We start from the raw sequence: 18,459 nt of genomic DNA on the forward strand, positions 1-18,459 counted from the left end.
GGGCGGGTAAATCGTTCGGCCGCGGGGGCCCGCTTGCCTACCATGGGACGGCATGAACCTCCCGTCCCGTCACCACGACGTCCCCGGCAAGCCCTCCCTCGACGGGCTCGAAGCGAAATGGTCGCGGCGCTGGGACGAGTCGGGCGTACACCGCTTCGACCGGTCGCGGCCGCGCGAGGAGATCTTCTCCATCGACACCCCGCCGCCCACGGCCAGCGGATCGCTCCACATCGGCCACGTCTTCTCGTACACCCACACCGACACCGTCGCCCGCTACCGGCGCATGCGCGGGCAGACCGTCTTCTACCCCATGGGCTGGGACGACAACGGCCTGCCCACCGAGCGCCGGGTCCAGAACCACCACGGGGTCCGCTGCGACCCCTCGCTCCCGTACGACCCCGGCTTCACCCCGCCCGAGCGCCCCGGCAGTCACCAGCAGTCCGTCTCGCGGCGGAACTTCATCGAACTGTGCGAGGCCCTCACCGCCGAGGACGAGAAGGCCTTCGAGCAACTCTGGCGCCGCCTGGGCCTGTCGGTCGACTGGACGCTCACGTACCAGACCGTCGGCGCCCGTTCGCGCGCCGCCTCCCAGCGCGCCTTCCTGCGCAACCTGGCGCGCGGCGAGGCCTACACGGCCGAGGCACCCACCCTGTGGGACACCACCTTCCGCACCGCCGTCGCCCAGGCGGAGCTGGAGGACCGCGAACGGCCCGGCGCCTACCACCGGCTGGCCTTCCACCGCCCCGGCGGCGGCCGGGTCGTCGTCGCCACCACCCGGCCGGAACTCCTCCCCGCCTGCGTCGCCCTGGTCGCGCACCCCGACGACGAGCGTTACCGGGAGCTGATCGGCACGAGCGTCACGACCCCGGTCTTCGGCGTCGAGGTCCCCGTCCACGCCCACCGGCTCGCCGACCCGGACAAGGGCACCGGCATCGCCATGATCTGCACCTTCGGCGACACCACCGACGTCACCTGGTGGCGCGAACTGCGGCTGCCCACCCGCCCGGTCCTCGGCCGCGACGGACGCTTCCTGCCCGCGCCGCCGGCCGCCCTGCGGACGGCGCAGGCCCGTGAGGCGTACGGAGAGCTGGCCGGCGCCACCGCGCACACCGGCCGCGAGCGGCTGGTGGGGATGCTGCGCGAGCGCGGCGACCTGGAGGGCGAGCCCGAACCGGTCGTCCACGCCGTCAAGTTCTACGAGAAGGGCGACCGGCCGCTGGAGATCGTCACCACCCGGTGGTACCTGCGCAACGGCGGCCGCGACGAGGTCCTGCGCGACCGGCTGCTGGAGCGGGGCCGCGAACTGCGCTGGCACCCGGAGCACATGCGCGTCCGCTACGAGAGCTGGGTCGAAGGGCTCAACGGCGACTGGCTGATCAGCCGCCAGCGGTACTTCGGCGTCCCCGTCCCCGTCTGGTACCCGCTCGACGAGGCCGGCGAGCCCGTCCACGGCAGGCCGCTGGTCCCCGACGAGTCGGCGCTGCCCGTCGACCCCGGCACCGACGTCCCCGACGGCTACCGCGAGGAGCAGCGCGGCGCGCCCGGCGGGTTCACCGGCGACCCGGACGTCATGGACACCTGGGCGACGTCGTCGCTCACCCCGCAGATCGCCGCCGGATGGGGCACCGACGACGAACTGTTCGCCAAGGTCTTCCCGATGGACCTGCGGCCGCAGGCCCACGAGATCATCCGCACCTGGCTGTTCGGCAGCATCGTCCGCGCCCACGCCGAGCAGGGCGTGCTGCCGTGGCGGCACGCCGCGATCTCCGGCTGGATCCTCGACCCGGACCGCAAGAAGATGTCCAAGTCCCGGGGCAAGGCGGTCACCCCGGGCGACCTGCTGGAGCAGCACGGCTCCGACGCCGTCCGCTACTGGGCGGCCGCCGCCCGGCCGGGCACGGACACCGCCTTCGACACCGGGCAGATGAAGATCGGCCGCCGCCTGGCCACCAAGGTCCTCAACGTCGGCCGCTTCGTTGTCACCTCCGGCGCGGTCGTGGACGGCGCCGCACCGGCGGTCGCCGCGCCGCTGGACCGCGCCCTCCTCGCGGCCCTCGCGTCGACCGTCCGCGCCGCCACCGACGCCCTGGAGGACTTCGACCACGCCCGCGCCCTGGAACGCGTGGAGTCCTTCTTCTGGGACTTCTGCGACGACTACGTCGAACTGGTCAAGGGCCGCGCGTACGACGGCGACACCTCCGCCCTCGCGACGCTGTCCACCGCCCTGTCGGTCCTGCTGCGGCTGTTCGCGCCCTTCCTGCCGTTCGTCACCGAGGAGGTCTGGTCGTGGTGGCGCGAGGGCTCGGTCCACCGCGCCGAATGGCCCGACGCGGACGCCCTGCGGGCGCTCGCCGGCGACGGCGACCCGCGCGTCCTGGCCACCGCCCGCGACGCGATCACCGCGGTCCGCAAGGCCAAGTCCGAGGCGCGGCTGTCGATGCGGGCGGAGGTCGCCCGGCTCGTCGTCACCGGCCCGGCCCCGCAGCTGTCGCTCCTCGCCCTGACCGAGGACGACGTCCGCGCCGCGGCCCGCGCGGCGGCGGTGGAACGCGTCCCGGCGGCCGGCGACGCCCTGGCGTACGAGGTGCGCCTCCCGGACTCGCCCTGAACGCCTGCGACGTGGCGGGCCCGCCCGCCCCGCCCGCGCGCCGAGCCGGTGGGTTGCGCCCGTCATGGGGCCGGTGAGCGGTGCGGGGCGGGTGGATCGGTGAGCGACGGAACGGGCCGGTGGGGACTGGCGGCCGGGGCGGGGCTGTTCACGGCGCTGGCGGTGGCCGGATGCCCGGGGGAGGGCGCCACGTCCTCCGCACCGCCCGAGCCGTCGGCCCCGGCCTCGGCATCCGCCTCCCCTGCGCGCTCAGCGCCCCGGCCCGGGCGGACGGCCGCGCCGCCGCGCCCCACCCAGGGCGGGACGGCCGGCCGGGGGCACGGGTCCGGAACGACGATCGAGCAGAACCCCGAGGGCTCCGGATCGCCGGTGCCGCGCACGCCGCCGACGCCGGACTGGACGCCGGCCACCGGTTTGCCCACCGACGCCGTCGAGGTGCCGATGCCCACGCAACTCGGCTGACGGACCCCCGCGGCGGGCCTCAGGGCAGCGGCTGCGGAGGGCGCGGGCCCACGTAGTGCCCGCTCGGGCGCATGCGCAGTGGGGGTTCCTCGTACTCCTCCAGGGCATGGGCGATCCAGCCCGCCGTCCGGGCGACCGCGAAGACCGTCTCGCCGGCTTCGGGGACCATACCGGCGGAGACGGAGAGCACTGCCAGGGCGAGGTCGACGTTGGGGTGGACGGGGGTGTGACGGGCCGTCGTGGCGGCCACCTCGCGGGCGGCGGTCAGCGCGCGCTCCGCGTACGGGACGTCCTCGAGCAGCCGCAGGAGCATGACCGCGCGCGGGTCCTCGGCCCGGTAGAGGCGGTGGCCGAGCCCCGGCACACGGCGGCCCGCGCGCAGGTGGTCGGCGACGACGGCCGCCGCGCTGCCGCGGTCGAGGACCTCGGCGAGCATGCGGTGGGCGAGGCCGCTCGCGGCCCCGTGCAGCGGGCCGTCGAGGGCCCCGAGGCCGGCCGAGACCACGGCGTACGGATGCGCGCGGGCGGAGGCGGCCACGCGCACGGCGAGTGTCGAGGCGGCCAGGTCGTGGTCGATGAGCAGGACGAGCGCCGCGTCCATCGCACGCAGTGACGCGTCGTCGGCCGGGTGATCGGACAGCCGGGACCACAGCCGCCAGGCCAGCCGGCCCTCTCCCTGGTGCGGGGTCCCGGCCGAGGGCAGAGCCCGGACCAGCGTGGGGATGAGGCCGCGGGCGGCGCCGAGCACGGCTTCGGGGGAGAGGTCGAACCGGAGCGGGTCCGCCACGGCCGCCGCGACGGCGGTCGCCCGCAGGCGGTCCATCGGGCCGCTGTGCCCGGGCAGCACCCCGACCGCCCGCCGGGCGGCCTGCAGCGCCTGCGGCGGCGCGGTGAAACGCACCCCGGAACGCAGGACGCCGGTCCACAGCCATTCCGCCACCTCCTCGTAGCCGTACCGCTCGGCCAGGGCCGTCGCGTCGACCCCGCGGAAGTAGTAGCGGTCCCCGTCGATGAGGGTGATCGCGGTGCGCACGGGGCCCATGCCGTCGTCCTCGGGGGGCGTCTGCGCCGCGCGCCGGTTGCGTCGCACGAGGGCGTCGACCTCCTCGGGGTCGAAGGTGCTGCCGCGCCCGCCGGGGGCGCGCCGGCTGCTCAGCAGGCCGCGGCTGACGTAGGCGTACACCGTCTCCGGCTTGACCCCGAGCCGCCCGGCCGCCTCGCGAGTGCTCAGCCGTTCCTCCGTCGTCATGACTCCATCTCACCACACATTGATTCAATCAATATTGACGGAGATTGAATCAATGATGGATGGTCGAGTCAATGCCGAGCCGTCGAAGCAGCACCGGAGGACCACCGTGACCGTCATGCCCGTCACCCCCGACGTACCCCGCGGCCTGAAGGGAGTCGTCGTCACCGAGACCGCGCTCGGCGACGTCCGCGGCACCGAGGGCTTCTACCACTACCGCCAGTACTCGGCCGTCGACCTGGCGCAGAGCCGCACCTTCGAGGACGTCTGGCACCTGATGCTGCTCGGCACGCTGCCCGACGCCGCCGGGCGCGCCGCCTTCGCCCGGCGCGTCGCCCCGCTGCGCCGACTGCCCGCCGCCGTCCGCGACGCGCTGCCGGCCGTCGCCCGTTCCGGAGCGCTGAGCGGCCCGCTCGCCGGGCTGCGCTCGGCGCTGTCCCTGCTGGGGGCGGCCGAGGGGTTCCGCCCGCTGTACGACATCGACCCGGAGCGTCGGCTGTCCGACGCGCTCACCGCGACCGCCGTCGTGCCCACGCTGCTGACCGCCCTGTACCGGCTCGGTCAGGGCCTGGAGCCGGTGGAACCGCGCGACGACCTGCCGTTCGCGGCCAACTACCTGTACATGCTCACCGGCGAGGAGCCCGACCCGGCCCGCGCCCGGGCCGCCGAGCGGTACCTGATCTCCACCGTGGACCACGGCTTCAACGCGTCCACCTTCACCGCCCGCGTCATCGCCTCGACCGGCGCCGACCTCGCCGCCTGCCTCACCGGCGCCGTCGGCGCGCTGTCCGGTCCGCTGCACGGCGGCGCCCCGAGCCGGGCCCTGGACACCCTGGACGCCATCGGCACCCCGGACCGCATCGACCCGTGGATCCGTGAACGCGTCCTGGCGGGCGACCGCATCATGGGGTTCGGCCACCCCGTCTACCGCACCGAGGACCCCCGTTCCCGGATGCTCAAGGAGATCGCCCGGTCCTTCGGCGGCCCGCTCGTCGACCTCGCCGTCCAGGTCGAGGCGCGGGTCGAGGCGATCCTCGCCGAGCTCAAGCCCGGCCGTGAACTCCACACCAACGTCGAGTTCTACGCCGGCGTCGTCATGGAGCTGTGCGGCCTGCCGCGCGAGATGTTCACCCCCACCTTCGCCTGCGCCCGTGTCGTGGGCTGGTGCGCCAACGTCCTGGAGCAGGCCGAGGACAGCAAGATCATCCGTCCGGCCGCCCGCTACGTCGGCCCGGTGCCGCCCCAGCCGGTGCCGGCGGCGTGAGGGGTCCGGGGGCCGGTCAGGGCGCCGAGGGGCGTTCCAGCAGGAGGTAGTCGCCGTCCTCGCCCGTGCGGTGGTAGCCCGCGCCCTCGTAGAGGTGGAGGGCCGGGTTGACGCGGTGGACGCCGAGCGTCAGCGTCCCGTGGCCGGCCGCGCGGGCCTGCGCGGCGAACGCGTCGAGGAGGAGGCGGCCGAAGCCGCGGCGCCGCAGGGCGGGCACCACGTGCAGGCCGACCAGCAGGGCCTTGCCGTCGTCCGCCGGCATCCACATCATCGAGCCGCCCGGCCCGCCGCCGGCCTCCAGCACGAGGGTGCGGTCCAGGCACTCCACCCACAGGCCGAGGTTGAGGTCGATCGCCTCGGTCCAGGCCGCCTCGGCGGCGGGTTCCACGGCACGCATGTAGTCGCGTTCCCACCGCAGGAGGTGCGGCAGGTCGGCGGGCCGCGCGGGGCGGGTGTCGGCCGTCGGGCCGGGGCTGATGGGCACGGTGGTCACCGTAACGCCCCTGCCGCGCCCGCCGGGGGCCGGGCCGCCGCTACTCCCGGGCGGCCGGCTTGCGGTCGACCGGCGTGACCGGGGTGACGGTCTCCTCCATGGTGCGGCGGGGGCCGGACCAGGGGGCGGGGACCGCGTCGAAGAGGTAGGCGAAACGGTAGGCCAGTTCCTCGTAGTTGACCCGCCAGCCGCGGAAGTGCGGCCACGCCTCCTCGGGGGTGCGCTCCAGCGGGTAGCCGTTGGCCGCGGCGTGGGCGACCGCCGCGGCGAACTCCTCGTACGGCAGCCTGATGGTCGCGTTGGGCGAGGGGTCGGCGTCGTACGGGATCCGCCAGATCGCGGCGATGTCGCGCAGGCAGACGAAGCCGGCCCGCAGGGCGAGCCGGGCCTCGGCCTGCGGGCGCCCGGGGTTGAGGGCGAGTTGCATGGCGGCGGCGTCCATGACGGCGAGCAGCGCGATCAGCCAGCTGCGGTCGGGCTGCGGCGAGCGGAACCGGCTGAGCACCGTGTAACTGGTGTGGCTCTCGCTCACTTCCGCCGCCCACCGCTCCCAGTTGCGGAACAGCTCGGTGAGGCTGTCGGTGAGCCCGATCTGGGCGTAGCGGGCGAGGATCTCCGGCCCCCACGGCGGGTTGCCTGCCCGGGCCTGCAGCAGGGTCACCTCCGCCTCGCGGCGCGAGTAGGCGGCGTACAGGGTCGGCAGGTAGCCGATCTGGAGGCCGATGGTGATCGGGCCGGTCGCGGCGGCGATGAAGTCGATCACCGTGAGGTCGACGTGGTGGCTGCTGGCGAAGCCCAGCGTGAACAGCGACGACCCCGCCTCCCGCAGCGCGTTGATCGGGGCGAGGTCGCTGACCGCCGCCTGCAGCATGGCGTACCCCGCCCAGAAGGCGACCAGCCAGCCGATCAGGTTGGCGAGGATGGACACCGCGGCCACCGGGACGAGGACACGGTCCTTGGCCTCGGGCGTCCGGCAGCGGTCCGCGACGAACTGGAAGGGCAGGTGGACCGCCGCGTGCACCAGGCGCGTGAAGCTGGACCGGGTCGGCCGCGGGATCACCAGCGTGCGCAGCACCGAAGAGAAGGTCCCGGCGACGACCAGCGCCCCGACGAGACCGATCAGGACGCGCACTGGACTTCCCTCCCCGGACGGTTCACAGCACCCGCCGGCGGACCAGCGCGGCCAGCACCAGCACACCGGGGAGCAGGGGCAACCATACGGTGACGATGCGGTACGCCAGCACCGCGGAGGTCGCCGCCACGCCGGTGGCCCCTGCGGTGACCAGCGCCAGCACCAGGGCCACGTCCAGCGAGCCGATTCCGCCCGGGGTCGGCAGCAGGGCCGCCGCCGCGCTGCCCGCCAGGTACGCCACCGCGACGTGCGCGGCCGGCACCGGCGCGTGCAGCGACCGTACGACCGCGACCAGCACCGCGGCGTGCATCACCGGGAAGGCCAGGGAACCCGCCCACAGCGCCGCCACCCGCGCGGAACGGCCGTGCACCGCGCGGACGTCGGTGGCGACCGTGCCGAGGAACGAGCGGACGGTGCGGCGGACGTGGCGCACCGACAGCAGGACCACCAGGACCAGGCAGAGCGCCGCGCCGGCCATGAGGGCGACGGTCGGACCGGGCCGCCCGGGCACGACCTTGCGCAGGTCGAGGGCGTGCGGGAAGGCCGCGAGCAGGACCACCAGCAGCCCGATCCGCACCACGCAGGCCGCCAGCGCCCGCACGGTCAGCGCGGCCGCGGAACGACTGGGGGAGAGGCCGCAGCGCAGCAGGAAGCGCAGGTTGACGGCGTTGCCGCCGACCCCCGCCGGGAGGATGTGGTTGGCCGCGGACGCGGCGAACTGGGTGGCCAGCAGGCGTCCCGTGGGCAGTTGCTCCAGCACGGCGCCCTGCTGGGCGGCCGCCGAGCACACCCAGGCGAGCAGCGTCGCGGCCCCGGCCGCCAGCAGCCACTCGGCGTCGGCGGAACCCAGCCGGTCGGTACCGGCGTCCACCATCGGCCACTGCCGCAGGACGATCAGGGCCACCAGCAACAGCGGTGCCACACCGACGATCTGACGTACTGGGAGGCGCCGCCACATGCCGTTCGTGCCCTTCCGGTCGCCGCGGTCGCCCGCTGCCGTGAGGTGCTCCCCGGCGCAGCCCCGGCCGTACCTACGCACGACCATACGGTGCGGTGACCCGTACCGCTCATCCGGCGGCGCGTCCGGCCGCCCCGTGGTACGGGGCGGGGCCGGACGGCGCCCCGGCGCGCGGGACGGCCTACAGCTCCAGGAGGCTGCCCTGGTCGTCCACGCGGTCGGCCGACTCGTCGTCGAACCAGATCGCATCGGTGGCGAGGTAGCGGAAGCGGTGCACGCCCGCCGGGAAGATCACCGACACCGTGCGGGTGCCGTCGCGGCGGGGGACGAGGGTGTGCCGGCCGGGCTCCCAGCCGTTGAAGTCGCCGACCACGCTGACGGTGCCGGGCGGGTGGTCGACGGGGAGGGCGAAGGTGATCCGCGTCTTGCGGCCGAACAGCTTGCTGCGCCTGAGCATGGGCTCTCCCTGCGGGGCGGACGAGGGACGGAGGACACGTGCGGTGCTCGGGTGCCCCACATTCTTCCGGTGCTCCGGGGAAAGTCACATACCGACTGGTCGGTGTTACGGGCTATCGTGACCCCGGACGACGTTGGTACGTACGCGGAGGGAGTCGCGGTGCGCGCGATCCAGATCACCGAATTCGGCGGGCCGGAGGTGCTGCGGCAGGTCGAGCTGCCCGATCCCGTGCCGGGGCCGGGGCAACTGCTGGTCGAGGTCTCCTCGGCGGGGGTCAACTACGCCGACACGCACTTGGTGGAGAACTCCTACCTCTCCAAGGCCACCCTGCCCCTCGTGCCCGGCGCCGAGGTGGTCGGCCGCACCGCCGGCGGCCGCCGCGTGGTCGCCCTGACCGACAACGGCGGCTACGCCGAGAAGGCCGTCGTCGAGGAGTACCTCGCCCACGACGTGCCCGAGGGCGTCACCGACGGCCAGGCCCTCGCCCTGGTCGTCCAGGGCCTCACCGCCTGGCACCTGCTGCGCACCTCGGCCCGCATGGCCGCGGGCGAGTCGGTGGTCGTGCACGCCGCCGCGGGCGGCACCGGCTCGCTCGCCGTGCAGCTCGCCAAGGAGTTCGGTGCGGGACGGGTCATCGCCACCGCCTCCTCCAAGGACAAGCGCGACCTCGCGCTGGAGCTCGGCGCGGACGTCGCGATCGAGGCGGACGCCACGGACGCCGCGGGGCTGAAGGAGCGGCTCGTCGAGGCCAACGGCGGCAAGAAGGTCGACATCGTGCTGGAGATGACCGGCGGCCCGGTCTTCGACGCCTCGCTGGCCGCACTCGCCCCCTTCGGCCGCCTGGTGACGTACGGACTCGCCTCCCGCGTCCCCCCGACCCCGGTGCAGGCCGCGCAGCTCATGGGCCGCTCCCGGGCCGTCGTCGGCTTCTGGCTGATGCACTGCCTGGGGCGCCCCGGCATGTACCGCGAGCCGATGGCCGACCTGCTGGCCATGACGGCCGACGGACGGCTGAAGCCGCAGGAGGGCGGCAGGTACCCGCTCTCCGAGGTCACCCGCGCCCACGAGGACCTGCGGGCCCGCCGTACTTACGGCAAGCTCACGCTCGACCCGGCAGGCTGATCACTCCGGGCCGGCCGCGCCTGCGCCCCCGCCGTTCACGTGCCGGCGGAGGCACAATCGACAGCGGAGCACGAAGCCGCGGCCGGCGGCCCGGAGGAACGGGAGGGGCCATGGACAGGACCCGCTTCGCCCCCGACCGGGGGCTGACCACCCGCATGGTGGTCACCATGTTCATGATCGGGCTGCTGTACGTCGTGTTCGTGGGCGTCCTGCTGGCCCTGCTGCGCGGTGCCTGGCCACTGATCCTGATCGTCGCGGGCGGGCTGTTCATCGCCCAGTTCTGGTTCAGCGACCGGATCGCCGCCTTCAGCATGGGCGCCCGCGAGGTCACGCCCGAGCAGGCCCCCGAACTGCACGGCGTCGTCGACCGGATCTGCGCCCTGGCCGACATGCCCAAACCCCGCGTCGCGATCGCCGACAGCGACGTCCCCAACGCGTTCGCCACCGGACGCAACGAGAAGGCGGCCCTGGTGTGCGCCACCACCGGCCTGCTGCGCCGGCTGGAGCCCGAGGAGCTGGAGGGCGTCATCGCCCACGAACTCTCCCACGTCGCCCACCGGGACGTGGCGGTCATGACGATCGCCTCCTTCCTGGGCGTGCTCGCCGGGGTGGTCACCCGCATCGGACTGTGGGGCGGCCTCGGCCGCAACAGCCGCGACCCGGGCACCGCGATCGTGGTCATCCTGATCCCGCTGGTCAGCGCGCTCGTGTACTGCGTCAGTTTCCTGCTGACCCGGATGCTGTCCCGCTACCGCGAGCTGTCCGCCGACCGCTCCGCCGCGCTGCTCACCGGGCGGCCCTCCGTCCTGGCCTCGGCGCTGACCAAGGTCTCCGGGCAGATGGCCCGCATCCCCACCGAGGACCTGCGCAAGGCCGAGCCCTTCAACGCCTTCTACTTCGTCCCCGCCCTCGCCGGCGGCCAGAGCCTGGCCCAGCTGCTGTCCACGCATCCCACGCTGGAGCAGCGGCTGGCGCAGCTCGGCCGGATCTCCGTCGAGCTGGGACGGCGCTGATGGGGTTCCTGGACGCGCTGCTCGGCCGCAGCAAGCCCGTCAGACCCGACCTGGACCAGCTGTTCGGGCTCCCCTCGGCGGCCGTGACCCTGGAGGCCGCAGCCGGCTTCCGGCCCACCGGCGTGGGCTCGGTGTGCTTCGCCGCCGTGGAGGGCGGCGCGTTCGCCGAGGTCCAGCAGGACGTGCGGGCGCTCCTCGACATGGACACCGGCCAGGGCGCCGTGCCGGTGGAGTCCGTCCGCGACGCGTACGGGTACACATGGCTGGTCGTCCGGCGTCCGGCCGAGGACCTGCCGGCCCTGGTCGGCGACCTCCACGCGGTCAACTCGGCCCTGGAGGGGCACGGCTTCGGCCCCCAGCTGCTCTGCTCCCTGGCCACCTTCCGCGATGACGCCGGGCGGTCGCTGGCGCTGGTCTACCTCTACAAACGAGGCTCGTTCTACCCGTTCGTCCCGCTTCCGGGGGAGAAGCGCGACAACCCCCTGGAGCTCCAGGTCAAGGCCCTGCTCGGGAACGACCTCCGCCTCGAGGAGGACCTGGGCCGCTGGTTCCCCCTCTGGGGCGCGCCGGGCCTGGGGGGCTGAAGGGCAGGCGGTCCGGCGGTCCTCACCCCCAGGGCTGCACGTCCACCACGGCCTCGACCGGCGGGGGCCCCTGCACATGCGGGAACTCCTCGATGCCGAGTCGGGCCGGGTCCAGGGTCCGGCCGCGGCGCTGTGGGCCGCCGGTGGTGAAGACGCCGATGCCGTTGGCGACGAGGCGTTCCGTGCCGCCCGCCGGGTGGTTGCGGACTTTGACGCGGGACGCGCCGGGGGCGCGGGTGACGAGGGTGGAGGAGCCGCCGCCGTCGAGGTTGACGGCGGCCTGGGCGCCGATGCCGGACATCAGGGAGGCGAGTTCGCGGACCGTGAGGCCGGCGCCCGACTCGGCCTTCCCGTCCAGCGCCAGGAGGTACATCACGTGCCCGTCGTCGCCGAAGCCCGCCGCGGTGCGGGTCGCCGTGACGCCGTTCTCCAGGCCGTCCACGGGGTAGCCGTCGCGCAGGATCGGGTAGCCCCCGACGGCGAAGCTGTACCCGCCGCCGTACGCGGAGGCCACCAGTCGCTGCTGCACGTCGACCGCGTCGCCGGGCTCCAGCAGGCGCAGCGCCTCCGCCCCCGCCTCGCGGCCGACGAGGACCACCGCGCCGGGCGGGATCTCGCCCTCTCCCGGGCCCTCGCCGACGCCCACCACCTCGCCCTGGCTGACCATGACCTCGTAGGTGTCGTTGCTGCAGGGCGCCGCGCGCCTGGTGTCGTCGCCGCAGCCGGCGCGGAGCCGGGAGGCGCTGCCCCAGTCCGAGGTGTACAGGCCGACGCCGCCGACCGGGAGCGCGTACTGGTTCAGGCCGGCGAGCGGCACCGTGCCCTCCTCGAAGCTGACCGAGCCGGACAGCCGGAGCCGGTCGAGCCGGGCGATCCGGTCCGTGCCGACCGCGAGGACGTCCTCGGTGGTCGCGCCGGGCGGCAGCTTGGGGCCGAAGCGCTGGGCCGGCGGCACCGCCGACTTCAGGGCCCGTCCCGCGGCGACCGCCGGGCCGACCGCGGCACCGGTCGCGGGCACCCCGGGGTGCTGGGCCTCGCTCATGTTGAAGAAGTCGGCGTTGATGCCGCCCACCGCGCCCGCGGCGTCGGCGAGCCCCGAGACCGTGCCGCGTCCGGCGACGACACCGGGGTGCAGCAGGTCCACCGTGACGCCCGGCGTGCGCAGGTCCACCGTCAGCAGGTGTCCGCGGGCCGTGCCGTGGGCTCCCCGGTAGGTGAACGTCCGGTAGTCCACGCCCGAGGCGAGCCGGGTGGTCGCGCCGTAGCGCAGCCCGTCCCCGGCGACCGCGGCGGCGGCCCCGCCGGCGCCGCCGAGCACGGCGCTCCACGCCAGCGTCGCGGAGATCGCCAGGCGCACCCGGCGGGGTCGTCGAGTCACGTCGCTCCAGCCCGAAAACCGATTATCTGACGAATGGTCAATGGTTGCCCGGACCGGCTGGGTTGTCGCACCACCACGCCGCGCGTGAGGGGGAATTCGACTCGATACGGTGAAAGCGGGCGGGAGGGGGTCTGCGGGGGTCTGCCGGGGCGCCGCCAGCCGCCCCAGCCGCTCCAGCTGCCTCGGCCGCCTCAGCCGGGGAAGGCGTAGACCGTGGTCGCCTGCGCCGCGGGTTCGACGGCGCCTTCGGGGGTGAGCTCGACGTCGATGAACGCCAGCCGCCGTCCGAGCTTGGTGACGCGCGCCGTGACCAGGACGTCGGTGCCCATGACCGCCCGCTGGAAGGTCGTGGACTGCTGGATGGTCGTCATCGGCCCGTAGCCCCCGCGGGCCGCGGACACCGCGATCACGGTCGCCGTGTCGGCGGCGGCCATCAGCGCCTGGCCCGACAGCGCACCGGCCTCCCGGGCCAGCCGGTCCGACCAGGGCAGCCGCAGCACGGCGTGCCGCTCCCCGGTCTCCTCGACGGAGAGCCCGAGGTCCTGCACCCAGGGCGCGAAGTTGTCGGCCAGGACCTTGTCCGCCTCGGCGGTGGTGATCGTCACGGCGGACATTCTGACCCACCGTCGGGGGCGCGCACCAGGGCGCGACGAGGCCCGGGCGCGTGCCCGCCGCGCGCACATGCCGTTGTGGGTATATAGCCTGAGGAGTATATTGGGGAACGTGTCCATACCCTTCGACGTGCTGGCCGAGCCGACGCGGCGGCGGATCCTCGATCTGCTCCTGGAGCGCCCCCGCCTCGTCGGCGAGCTCACCGAGCACCTCGGCCTCACCCAGCCCGGTACGTCCAAGCACCTGCGCGTGCTCCGTGAGGCGGGCCTGGTCCGGGTGCGTGCCGAGGCGCAGCGCCGCTGGTACGAGCTGAGCCCCGAGCCCCTGCGGGAGGTCGACGCCTGGCTCGCGCCCTACCGCAGGCTGTGGGGCACCGGCCTGGACGCGCTGGAGCGGCATCTGGACGCCATGCCCGACGAGATGGAGGAGCCATGACCACGGATACCGGCGAGACGCTGACCACCGCGGACGGCCGGACCGCGCTGCGGATGGAGCGGCGGCTCGCGCACCCGCCGGAGAAGGTGTGGCGGGCCCTGACCGAGCCGGGGCACCTGTCGAAGTGGTTCCCCTCCGACGTGGAGATGGAGCCGCGGGTGGGCGGCAAGGTGCGCTTCCCGTTCCGGCACGGCGAGGGCGAGGCCATGGACGGCCAGGTCACCGAGTGGGACCCGCCGCACGTCATCGCCTACACCTGGGGCGAGGACCTGCTGCGCTGGGAGCTGGTGCCGGAGTCCCTGGGCTCGGTGCTGACCCTGACCCACACCTTCGGCGACCGCCCCGGCGCCGCCAGCTTCGCCGCAGGCTGGGACGCCTGCATCGCCGGCATCGACCCCGAGCTGGAGGGCGAGCCGGTGCCCGGGCCGGGCGACATGAAGGCGGCCCACGAGCGCTACGTCAAGGAGTTCGGTCTCGACCACGGCACCGTGGAGGAGCTGCCGGTCGGCTGGAAGGTCCGCTTCGAGCGGCAGCTGACCCAGCCCGCGGCCACGGTGTGGAAGACCCTGCTCGGCGGGGTGTCCGCGCCCGAGGTGGGCGGACCCGTGCCGCGTGGCTTCGTCGTGGGCGACTTCGCCCCCGGACCGGTGAGCGAACTGCGCCCGAAGGAGGCGCTCGCCTACCCCTGGGACCTCCACGGCCGCCACGAGGGCACCGTGCGCTGGGAGCTGACCCGCGGCACCGGGCATGGCGCGCGACTGGTCCTCACCCAGACCGGCGTCCCCGAGGTGCCCCCCGCTCTGGCGCTGGACGTCTGGCGGGACCGCGTCGAGAGCCTCGCGGCGAAGCTGGCAGCGATGCCCCGCTGACCGGTGGACGGCACGGCGCCCGGCCTCACAGCCGGCCCCGTGCCTCCTCCAGGAACTCCCGGGTGGGGCCCGCAGGCAGGGCCTGGGCGCTCATCCGGTCCAGGGCCTCGCGGAACCGTGAGACGTCCTCGCGTTCGTCGAGGTAGACCGCGCCGATCAGGCTCTCCGCGTACGCGATGTCCGGCAGTTCCGGCAGCGGGAAGCGGAAGATGTGGAACGGACCGTACATCGCCGGGTGCGGCCCCGACGCGAAGGGCAGCACCTGCAGTCGCACCTGGGGCATCCCGCACGCCTCGATCAGGCGGTCGATCTGCAGGCGCATCACCTCGGGGCCGCCGATGGGGCGGCGCAGCACCGTCTCGTCCATCACGACCCACAGCAGCGGCGGGTCGTCGCGGGTGAGCAGCGCCTGCCGTTGCATGCGCAGCGCGACGCCGCGCTCGACCTCCTCCCGCGAGGCGTGCGGCCGCCCCGCGCGCAGCACGGCCTCCGCGTACTGCGGGGTCTGCAGCAGCCCCGGGACGTAGTGCGGTTCGTAGGCGCGGATCAGCTCGGCGGCGCCCTCCAGGCTGACGAAGGCGCTGAACCACTCGGGGAGCACGTCACGGAAGCGGTGCCACCAGCCGGGACGGTTGGCCTCGCGGGCCAGTTCCAGGAAGTTGGCGATCTCGGCGGGCTCGGTGACGCCGTAGGTGAGGAGCAGTTTCTCCACGTACGGGATGCGCAGGCCCACCTCGGCCTTCTCGATGCGGCGGACCGTGGCGTGGGTGACGTCCAGGGCGCGGGCCGCCTGCTCGTAGGAGAGGCCGGCCCTCTCGCGGAGGTCCTGGAGGCGTCTGCCGAGCACCACCCGCAGCACGGTGGGAGCGCTTGCCGCCCGCGCTTCAGTCACGGTCCATCCCCTCCAACACCGCTGATCCCCGCGTAGTTTGTCATGACGTCAGGGTCTGGCAAAGCATGTTGGGGACGCTTTGCAATGTGCAGAACGCACCGTACCGCGACGGCCCGGAGGCAGGCGGGCCCACGTCCAGCCGGCCACCGCCCCGGCCCCGTCCCCGGTGTCACGCGGGACCGGGGACGGGGGGTTTCGGCACGGGACGCGGCTCACCAACCGGGGTAGCGATCCCACCCGTGCTCGTCCCGGCCCGAGGCGTATGCGCTGCCGTCGGCGGAGCCGGCGGGCCCGGCGACGAGATCGCGGGCCAAGGTGTCGAGGACCCAGGCCAGTTCATGGCGACTGACCAGATCGACCGGCAGCGCCTCGGCGCCGTGTGCCGCTCCGAGCAGCGCGCCGGCCACGCAGGCCACCGAGTCGCCGTCCGGGGCACCGGCGGCGAAGCGCAGTGCGGCGCTCACCTGGTCCCGCCGGGGGAAGGAGGCCGCGACGTACACGCCGCCGAGCAGCGCCGAGGGCGCTGTGGCGTCGGGTGCGAGGTCGGCGAGCCGCTTGGCGTCGGCCGGGTGGGCGTCGGCCTCCTGGAGTGCGGCGGCGAGGGCGTCGAGTTCCCCGGCACGGGCGGTCGGGCCGGGATCGGCGCTGCGAAGGTCCAGCAGGCCGCGTTCCAAGGCGTCCCGTACGCCGGACCGGCTGCCCGCCGGCGGCGGCCCGTCGGCTCCGCCGGTCAGGCAGTGGTGGGCCAGGACGACGGCATGGGCCGCCGCGGAGTGCGCGGCCCGGTCGCCGTGGGTGAGGGCGGCCAGCTCATGGGCGAACACGGCGGCCTGTGCCGGGCCCTGCGCGGCGCCGATGACCGCGGCGGGAAGGGTGCGGGTCAGCGCGTGGCAGCCGCGGCTGGTCGTCGGCGGCTTCCCCGCGGTGCCCTGCTCGATCCCGGCCAGGGCGGCTACGGTCGCGGGCGCTGAACCACGTCGTTCGGCGAGTACGGGCACCTGGGCGAGCCAGCCGTCGGGCCACACCTCTTCGCCCGACCCCCAGCGGCGGGCCTTGAGGCCCTGCACGGCCGCCCACCGGCAGTACGCGTGCCACACCACCGACGGAGGATGGCAGACGCCCTTCTGCCCGGCGCGCACGAGAGCGCGGATCGTGCCCTCGGCGGTGAAGCAGGCCAGCTGGGTGCTGACCCCGGCCCGCAACGGGCCGTCGGCCGGCACCTTGCCCCGGGCGCGGCCGACCGTGTCGCCCACGGCGAGGCCGAGCAGCAGCCCGCGCACCCGGGACACGGAGGCCTTCTCCCTCGGGAAGTCCCTAGGCCGCTGCCCTGCGTCGGGTTCCAGATCGGACGCCTCCCGCCTGCCCTCGCCGATCCGGGCTCCGGCGGCCGCCGCCGGGGCGGTCAGATCGTGGACCGCGGACTGGAGTTCGGGGTGCGCGTGGAGGTGCCAGCCACCGGTCAGCGCCCGGCGCAGGTCCCGCAGCGCGCTCTCCGCATCGGTGCCCTTGGCCAGGTGGCTGAAGACGGCGGCGACGGCCGGGGTGCGGCTCTGCCCGGCGTGGCAGTGGAGCAGGACCCGCTTGCCCTCCTGGCGCAGCCGCAGCACCTGGCGGGCGGCCTGGTCCACGACGTGGTGGAGGTTGGCGTTCGCTCCCTCGCTGTCGACCAGCCAGACGCGGACCTGCTCGACGTCGGGTGTGCCGGGCAGGAGCGGGTCCGAACCGACGCGGCAGAGCGAGACCACGGCGTCGACGTCGACCGGCTCGGTGCCCTGGGCCAGGGCCAGGTTGCCCAGGATCACCCCGTCGTCGTGCGGGTGGGGGATGGCGAAGCCGGGGTGGCCACCGGCCGGCAAACGCGGCGCCGAGGGCCAGCCGGCGTCGTCGTCGTTCCCGCCCCGGGCGGTGAGCACGGCCAGCCGGACCAGGTCGGCGCCCGTGAGCCCCGGCCAGCCGTTGACGGCCTGCTGCCACTCCAGGGGGATGCCGGAGCAGCCCCAGCGCGCGCCGAGCAGGGCGCCCGCGATCGCCGCGACGGTGTCGGTGTCCGTTCCGGCGCGTACCGCCGCCTCCAGGGCGAGGCGCAGGTGCCGGGCGGGGAAGTCACCTTCGGCAGCGTTCAGTTCCGGAACAGCGGTGCGGGTGATGGCCGACCAGGCGGCCTGGAGCGCGTGGACCACCCAGCCGTTGTTGCCGAAGTGGTGCGGCGGGTGGGCCTCCGCCGCGTCCAGCCGCTTCGCCCACGTCTCCCGGCGCTCGGGCGGGAGCAGGGCCAGGCCGTCGCGCACGCCGTCGAAGGTGCCGTACAGCACCGCGGTGCGGATGCCGGAGCACCACAGCACGCAGGCGTCGGCGCAATCGGGGTCGGGGTGGGTGAGCGCGCTGACGGCGATGGCGGCCTCGGCCATCGCGGCGGGGTCACCGAGGTGTGCGAGGGCGACGATCCCGGTCCGCATCAACGAGCCGTTCCCGGCGCTGCGCGCGTTGCCGGCGGTGTACTCGCGGGCGGCCTCCCGCATCGCCGTGCCCGCCGGCCCGGGGGCGCGGGCAGCGGTGCTCAGGACGAGGCTGGTCTGGTTGCCGACGTCGCTGGCGCCTTCGCTCAGCCAGCCCTGGAAGTTGGCGGCGATCGCGTCCAGGGCCTCGGGGCCGCGCAGATCCGCTCCGGTCGCCGCCACCTGGGCGATGCAGACCTGCATCTGAGTGTCGTCGGAGTACTCGCCCGGCTCGTACGGCCCCAAGCCGCCGCCGATCATCCGCGGCTGCTGATCCTCACTCAGCGTCGCCTTGAACTCGTAGGGCACACCCAGCGCGTCGCCCACGGCCGCGCCGAGCAACACCCCGGCGGCCCGGTCTGCGGCCCGCGCGTCGAGGTGGGGATGGGGTGCGGGGGTGTGGGCCACGGGCGTCCTCCAGGTGGTCCGGCGGCACGTG

The 18,459-nt window shown here is 74.7% G+C and carries 17 protein-coding genes; 8 read left to right on the forward strand and 9 right to left on the reverse strand.

From position 1 onward, the window contains the following. The first annotated feature begins 52 nt into the window (after positions 1 to 52). Together valS and PV410_RS07770 are read left to right on the forward strand one after the other, a co-directional pair. On the forward strand, positions 53 to 2,608 hold the full coding sequence (gene valS / locus PV410_RS07765) for a valine--tRNA ligase (protein WP_500323173.1): 2,556 nt from the start codon (positions 53 to 55) through the stop codon (positions 2,606 to 2,608). A 99-nt stretch (positions 2,609 to 2,707) separates the two neighbouring features. Then, the gene (locus PV410_RS07770) at positions 2,708 to 3,070 is read left to right on the forward strand and encodes a hypothetical protein (RefSeq protein ID WP_500323174.1); all 363 of its coding nucleotides are present in this window, start codon (positions 2,708 to 2,710) and stop codon (positions 3,068 to 3,070) included. Positions 3,071 to 3,089: 19 nt separating this feature from the next. Here PV410_RS07770 and PV410_RS07775 read toward each other — a convergent pair whose 3' ends face one another. After that, positions 3,090 to 4,319: a citrate/2-methylcitrate synthase gene (locus tag PV410_RS07775; protein WP_500323176.1), complete on the reverse strand. Its 1,230-nt coding sequence runs from the start codon at positions 4,317 to 4,319 to the stop codon at positions 3,090 to 3,092. A 115-nt stretch (positions 4,320 to 4,434) separates the two neighbouring features. On the opposite strand from PV410_RS07775, the gene PV410_RS07780 reads away from it, so the two are divergent. Then, the gene (locus tag PV410_RS07780; protein ID WP_500323177.1) at positions 4,435 to 5,580 is read left to right on the forward strand and encodes a citrate synthase/methylcitrate synthase; all 1,146 of its coding nucleotides are present in this window, start codon (positions 4,435 to 4,437) and stop codon (positions 5,578 to 5,580) included. 16 nt (positions 5,581 to 5,596) lie between these two features. Here PV410_RS07780 and PV410_RS07785 read toward each other — a convergent pair whose 3' ends face one another. From PV410_RS07785 to PV410_RS07800, 4 genes are all read right to left on the reverse strand, one after another. Continuing rightward, on the reverse strand, positions 5,597 to 6,064 hold the full coding sequence (locus tag PV410_RS07785) for a GNAT family N-acetyltransferase (protein ID WP_500323179.1): 468 nt from the start codon (positions 6,062 to 6,064) through the stop codon (positions 5,597 to 5,599). A 49-nt stretch (positions 6,065 to 6,113) separates the two neighbouring features. Continuing rightward, positions 6,114 to 7,205, reverse strand: a complete 1,092-nt coding sequence (locus PV410_RS07790) for a hypothetical protein (RefSeq protein WP_500323181.1) — start codon at positions 7,203 to 7,205, stop codon at positions 6,114 to 6,116. A gap of 22 nt (positions 7,206 to 7,227) precedes the next feature. After that, positions 7,228 to 8,244, reverse strand: a complete 1,017-nt coding sequence (locus PV410_RS07795; RefSeq protein ID WP_500323182.1) for a lysylphosphatidylglycerol synthase transmembrane domain-containing protein — start codon at positions 8,242 to 8,244, stop codon at positions 7,228 to 7,230. Positions 8,245 to 8,344: 100 nt separating this feature from the next. After that, positions 8,345 to 8,620 (reverse strand): isoamylase early set domain-containing protein, encoded by a 276-nt coding sequence (locus PV410_RS07800; protein ID WP_500323184.1) that lies wholly within the window; start codon positions 8,618 to 8,620, stop codon positions 8,345 to 8,347. A 159-nt stretch (positions 8,621 to 8,779) separates the two neighbouring features. On the opposite strand from PV410_RS07800, the gene PV410_RS07805 reads away from it, so the two are divergent. The 3 genes from PV410_RS07805 (at position 8,780) to pspAB (ending at position 11,339) form a co-directional block, all read left to right on the forward strand. After that, entirely contained in the window at positions 8,780 to 9,742 is a 963-nt protein-coding gene (locus PV410_RS07805; RefSeq protein WP_500323185.1) for a quinone oxidoreductase family protein, read from the forward strand. Between the two features lie 110 nt (positions 9,743 to 9,852). Continuing rightward, positions 9,853 to 10,755, forward strand: coding sequence for a zinc metalloprotease HtpX (gene htpX / locus PV410_RS07810; RefSeq protein WP_499515403.1), 903 nt, complete (start codon positions 9,853 to 9,855; stop codon positions 10,753 to 10,755). Next, positions 10,755 to 11,339 (forward strand): PspA-associated protein PspAB, encoded by a 585-nt coding sequence (gene pspAB / locus PV410_RS07815; protein ID WP_500323186.1) that lies wholly within the window; start codon positions 10,755 to 10,757, stop codon positions 11,337 to 11,339. The genes htpX and pspAB overlap by 1 nt, the downstream gene beginning before the upstream one ends. Positions 11,340 to 11,361: 22 nt before the next feature. On the opposite strand, the gene PV410_RS07820 is transcribed toward pspAB, so the two are convergent. Further along, a complete protein-coding gene (locus PV410_RS07820) occupies positions 11,362 to 12,717 on the reverse strand; it encodes a phosphodiester glycosidase family protein (protein WP_500323187.1) in 1,356 nt (451 codons plus the stop codon). Positions 12,718 to 12,908: 191 nt separating this feature from the next. After that, on the reverse strand, positions 12,909 to 13,322 hold the full coding sequence (locus PV410_RS07825; protein ID WP_500323188.1) for a PaaI family thioesterase: 414 nt from the start codon (positions 13,320 to 13,322) through the stop codon (positions 12,909 to 12,911). Positions 13,323 to 13,440: 118 nt separating this feature from the next. On the opposite strand from PV410_RS07825, the gene PV410_RS07830 reads away from it, so the two are divergent. Together PV410_RS07830 and PV410_RS07835 are read left to right on the forward strand one after the other, a co-directional pair. Then, positions 13,441 to 13,764, forward strand: coding sequence for an ArsR/SmtB family transcription factor (locus PV410_RS07830; RefSeq protein ID WP_500323189.1), 324 nt, complete (start codon positions 13,441 to 13,443; stop codon positions 13,762 to 13,764). After that, positions 13,761 to 14,633, forward strand: a complete 873-nt coding sequence (locus PV410_RS07835) for an SRPBCC family protein (protein ID WP_500323191.1) — start codon at positions 13,761 to 13,763, stop codon at positions 14,631 to 14,633. The genes PV410_RS07830 and PV410_RS07835 overlap by 4 nt, the downstream gene beginning before the upstream one ends. A gap of 25 nt (positions 14,634 to 14,658) precedes the next feature. On the opposite strand, the gene PV410_RS07840 is transcribed toward PV410_RS07835, so the two are convergent. Both PV410_RS07840 and PV410_RS07845 read right to left on the reverse strand, forming a co-directional pair. After that, positions 14,659 to 15,525, reverse strand: a complete 867-nt coding sequence (locus PV410_RS07840; RefSeq protein WP_500323193.1) for a Sco1979 family transcriptional regulator — start codon at positions 15,523 to 15,525, stop codon at positions 14,659 to 14,661. A gap of 212 nt (positions 15,526 to 15,737) precedes the next feature. Beyond that, entirely contained in the window at positions 15,738 to 18,428 is a 2,691-nt protein-coding gene (locus PV410_RS07845; protein WP_500323194.1) for an ADP-ribosylglycohydrolase family protein, read from the reverse strand. Positions 18,429 to 18,459: the final 31 nt, after the last annotated feature.

This window comes from Streptomyces sp. PA03-5A (genome assembly GCF_033792725.1).
Lineage (GTDB): Bacteria > Actinomycetota > Actinomycetes > Streptomycetales > Streptomycetaceae > Actinacidiphila.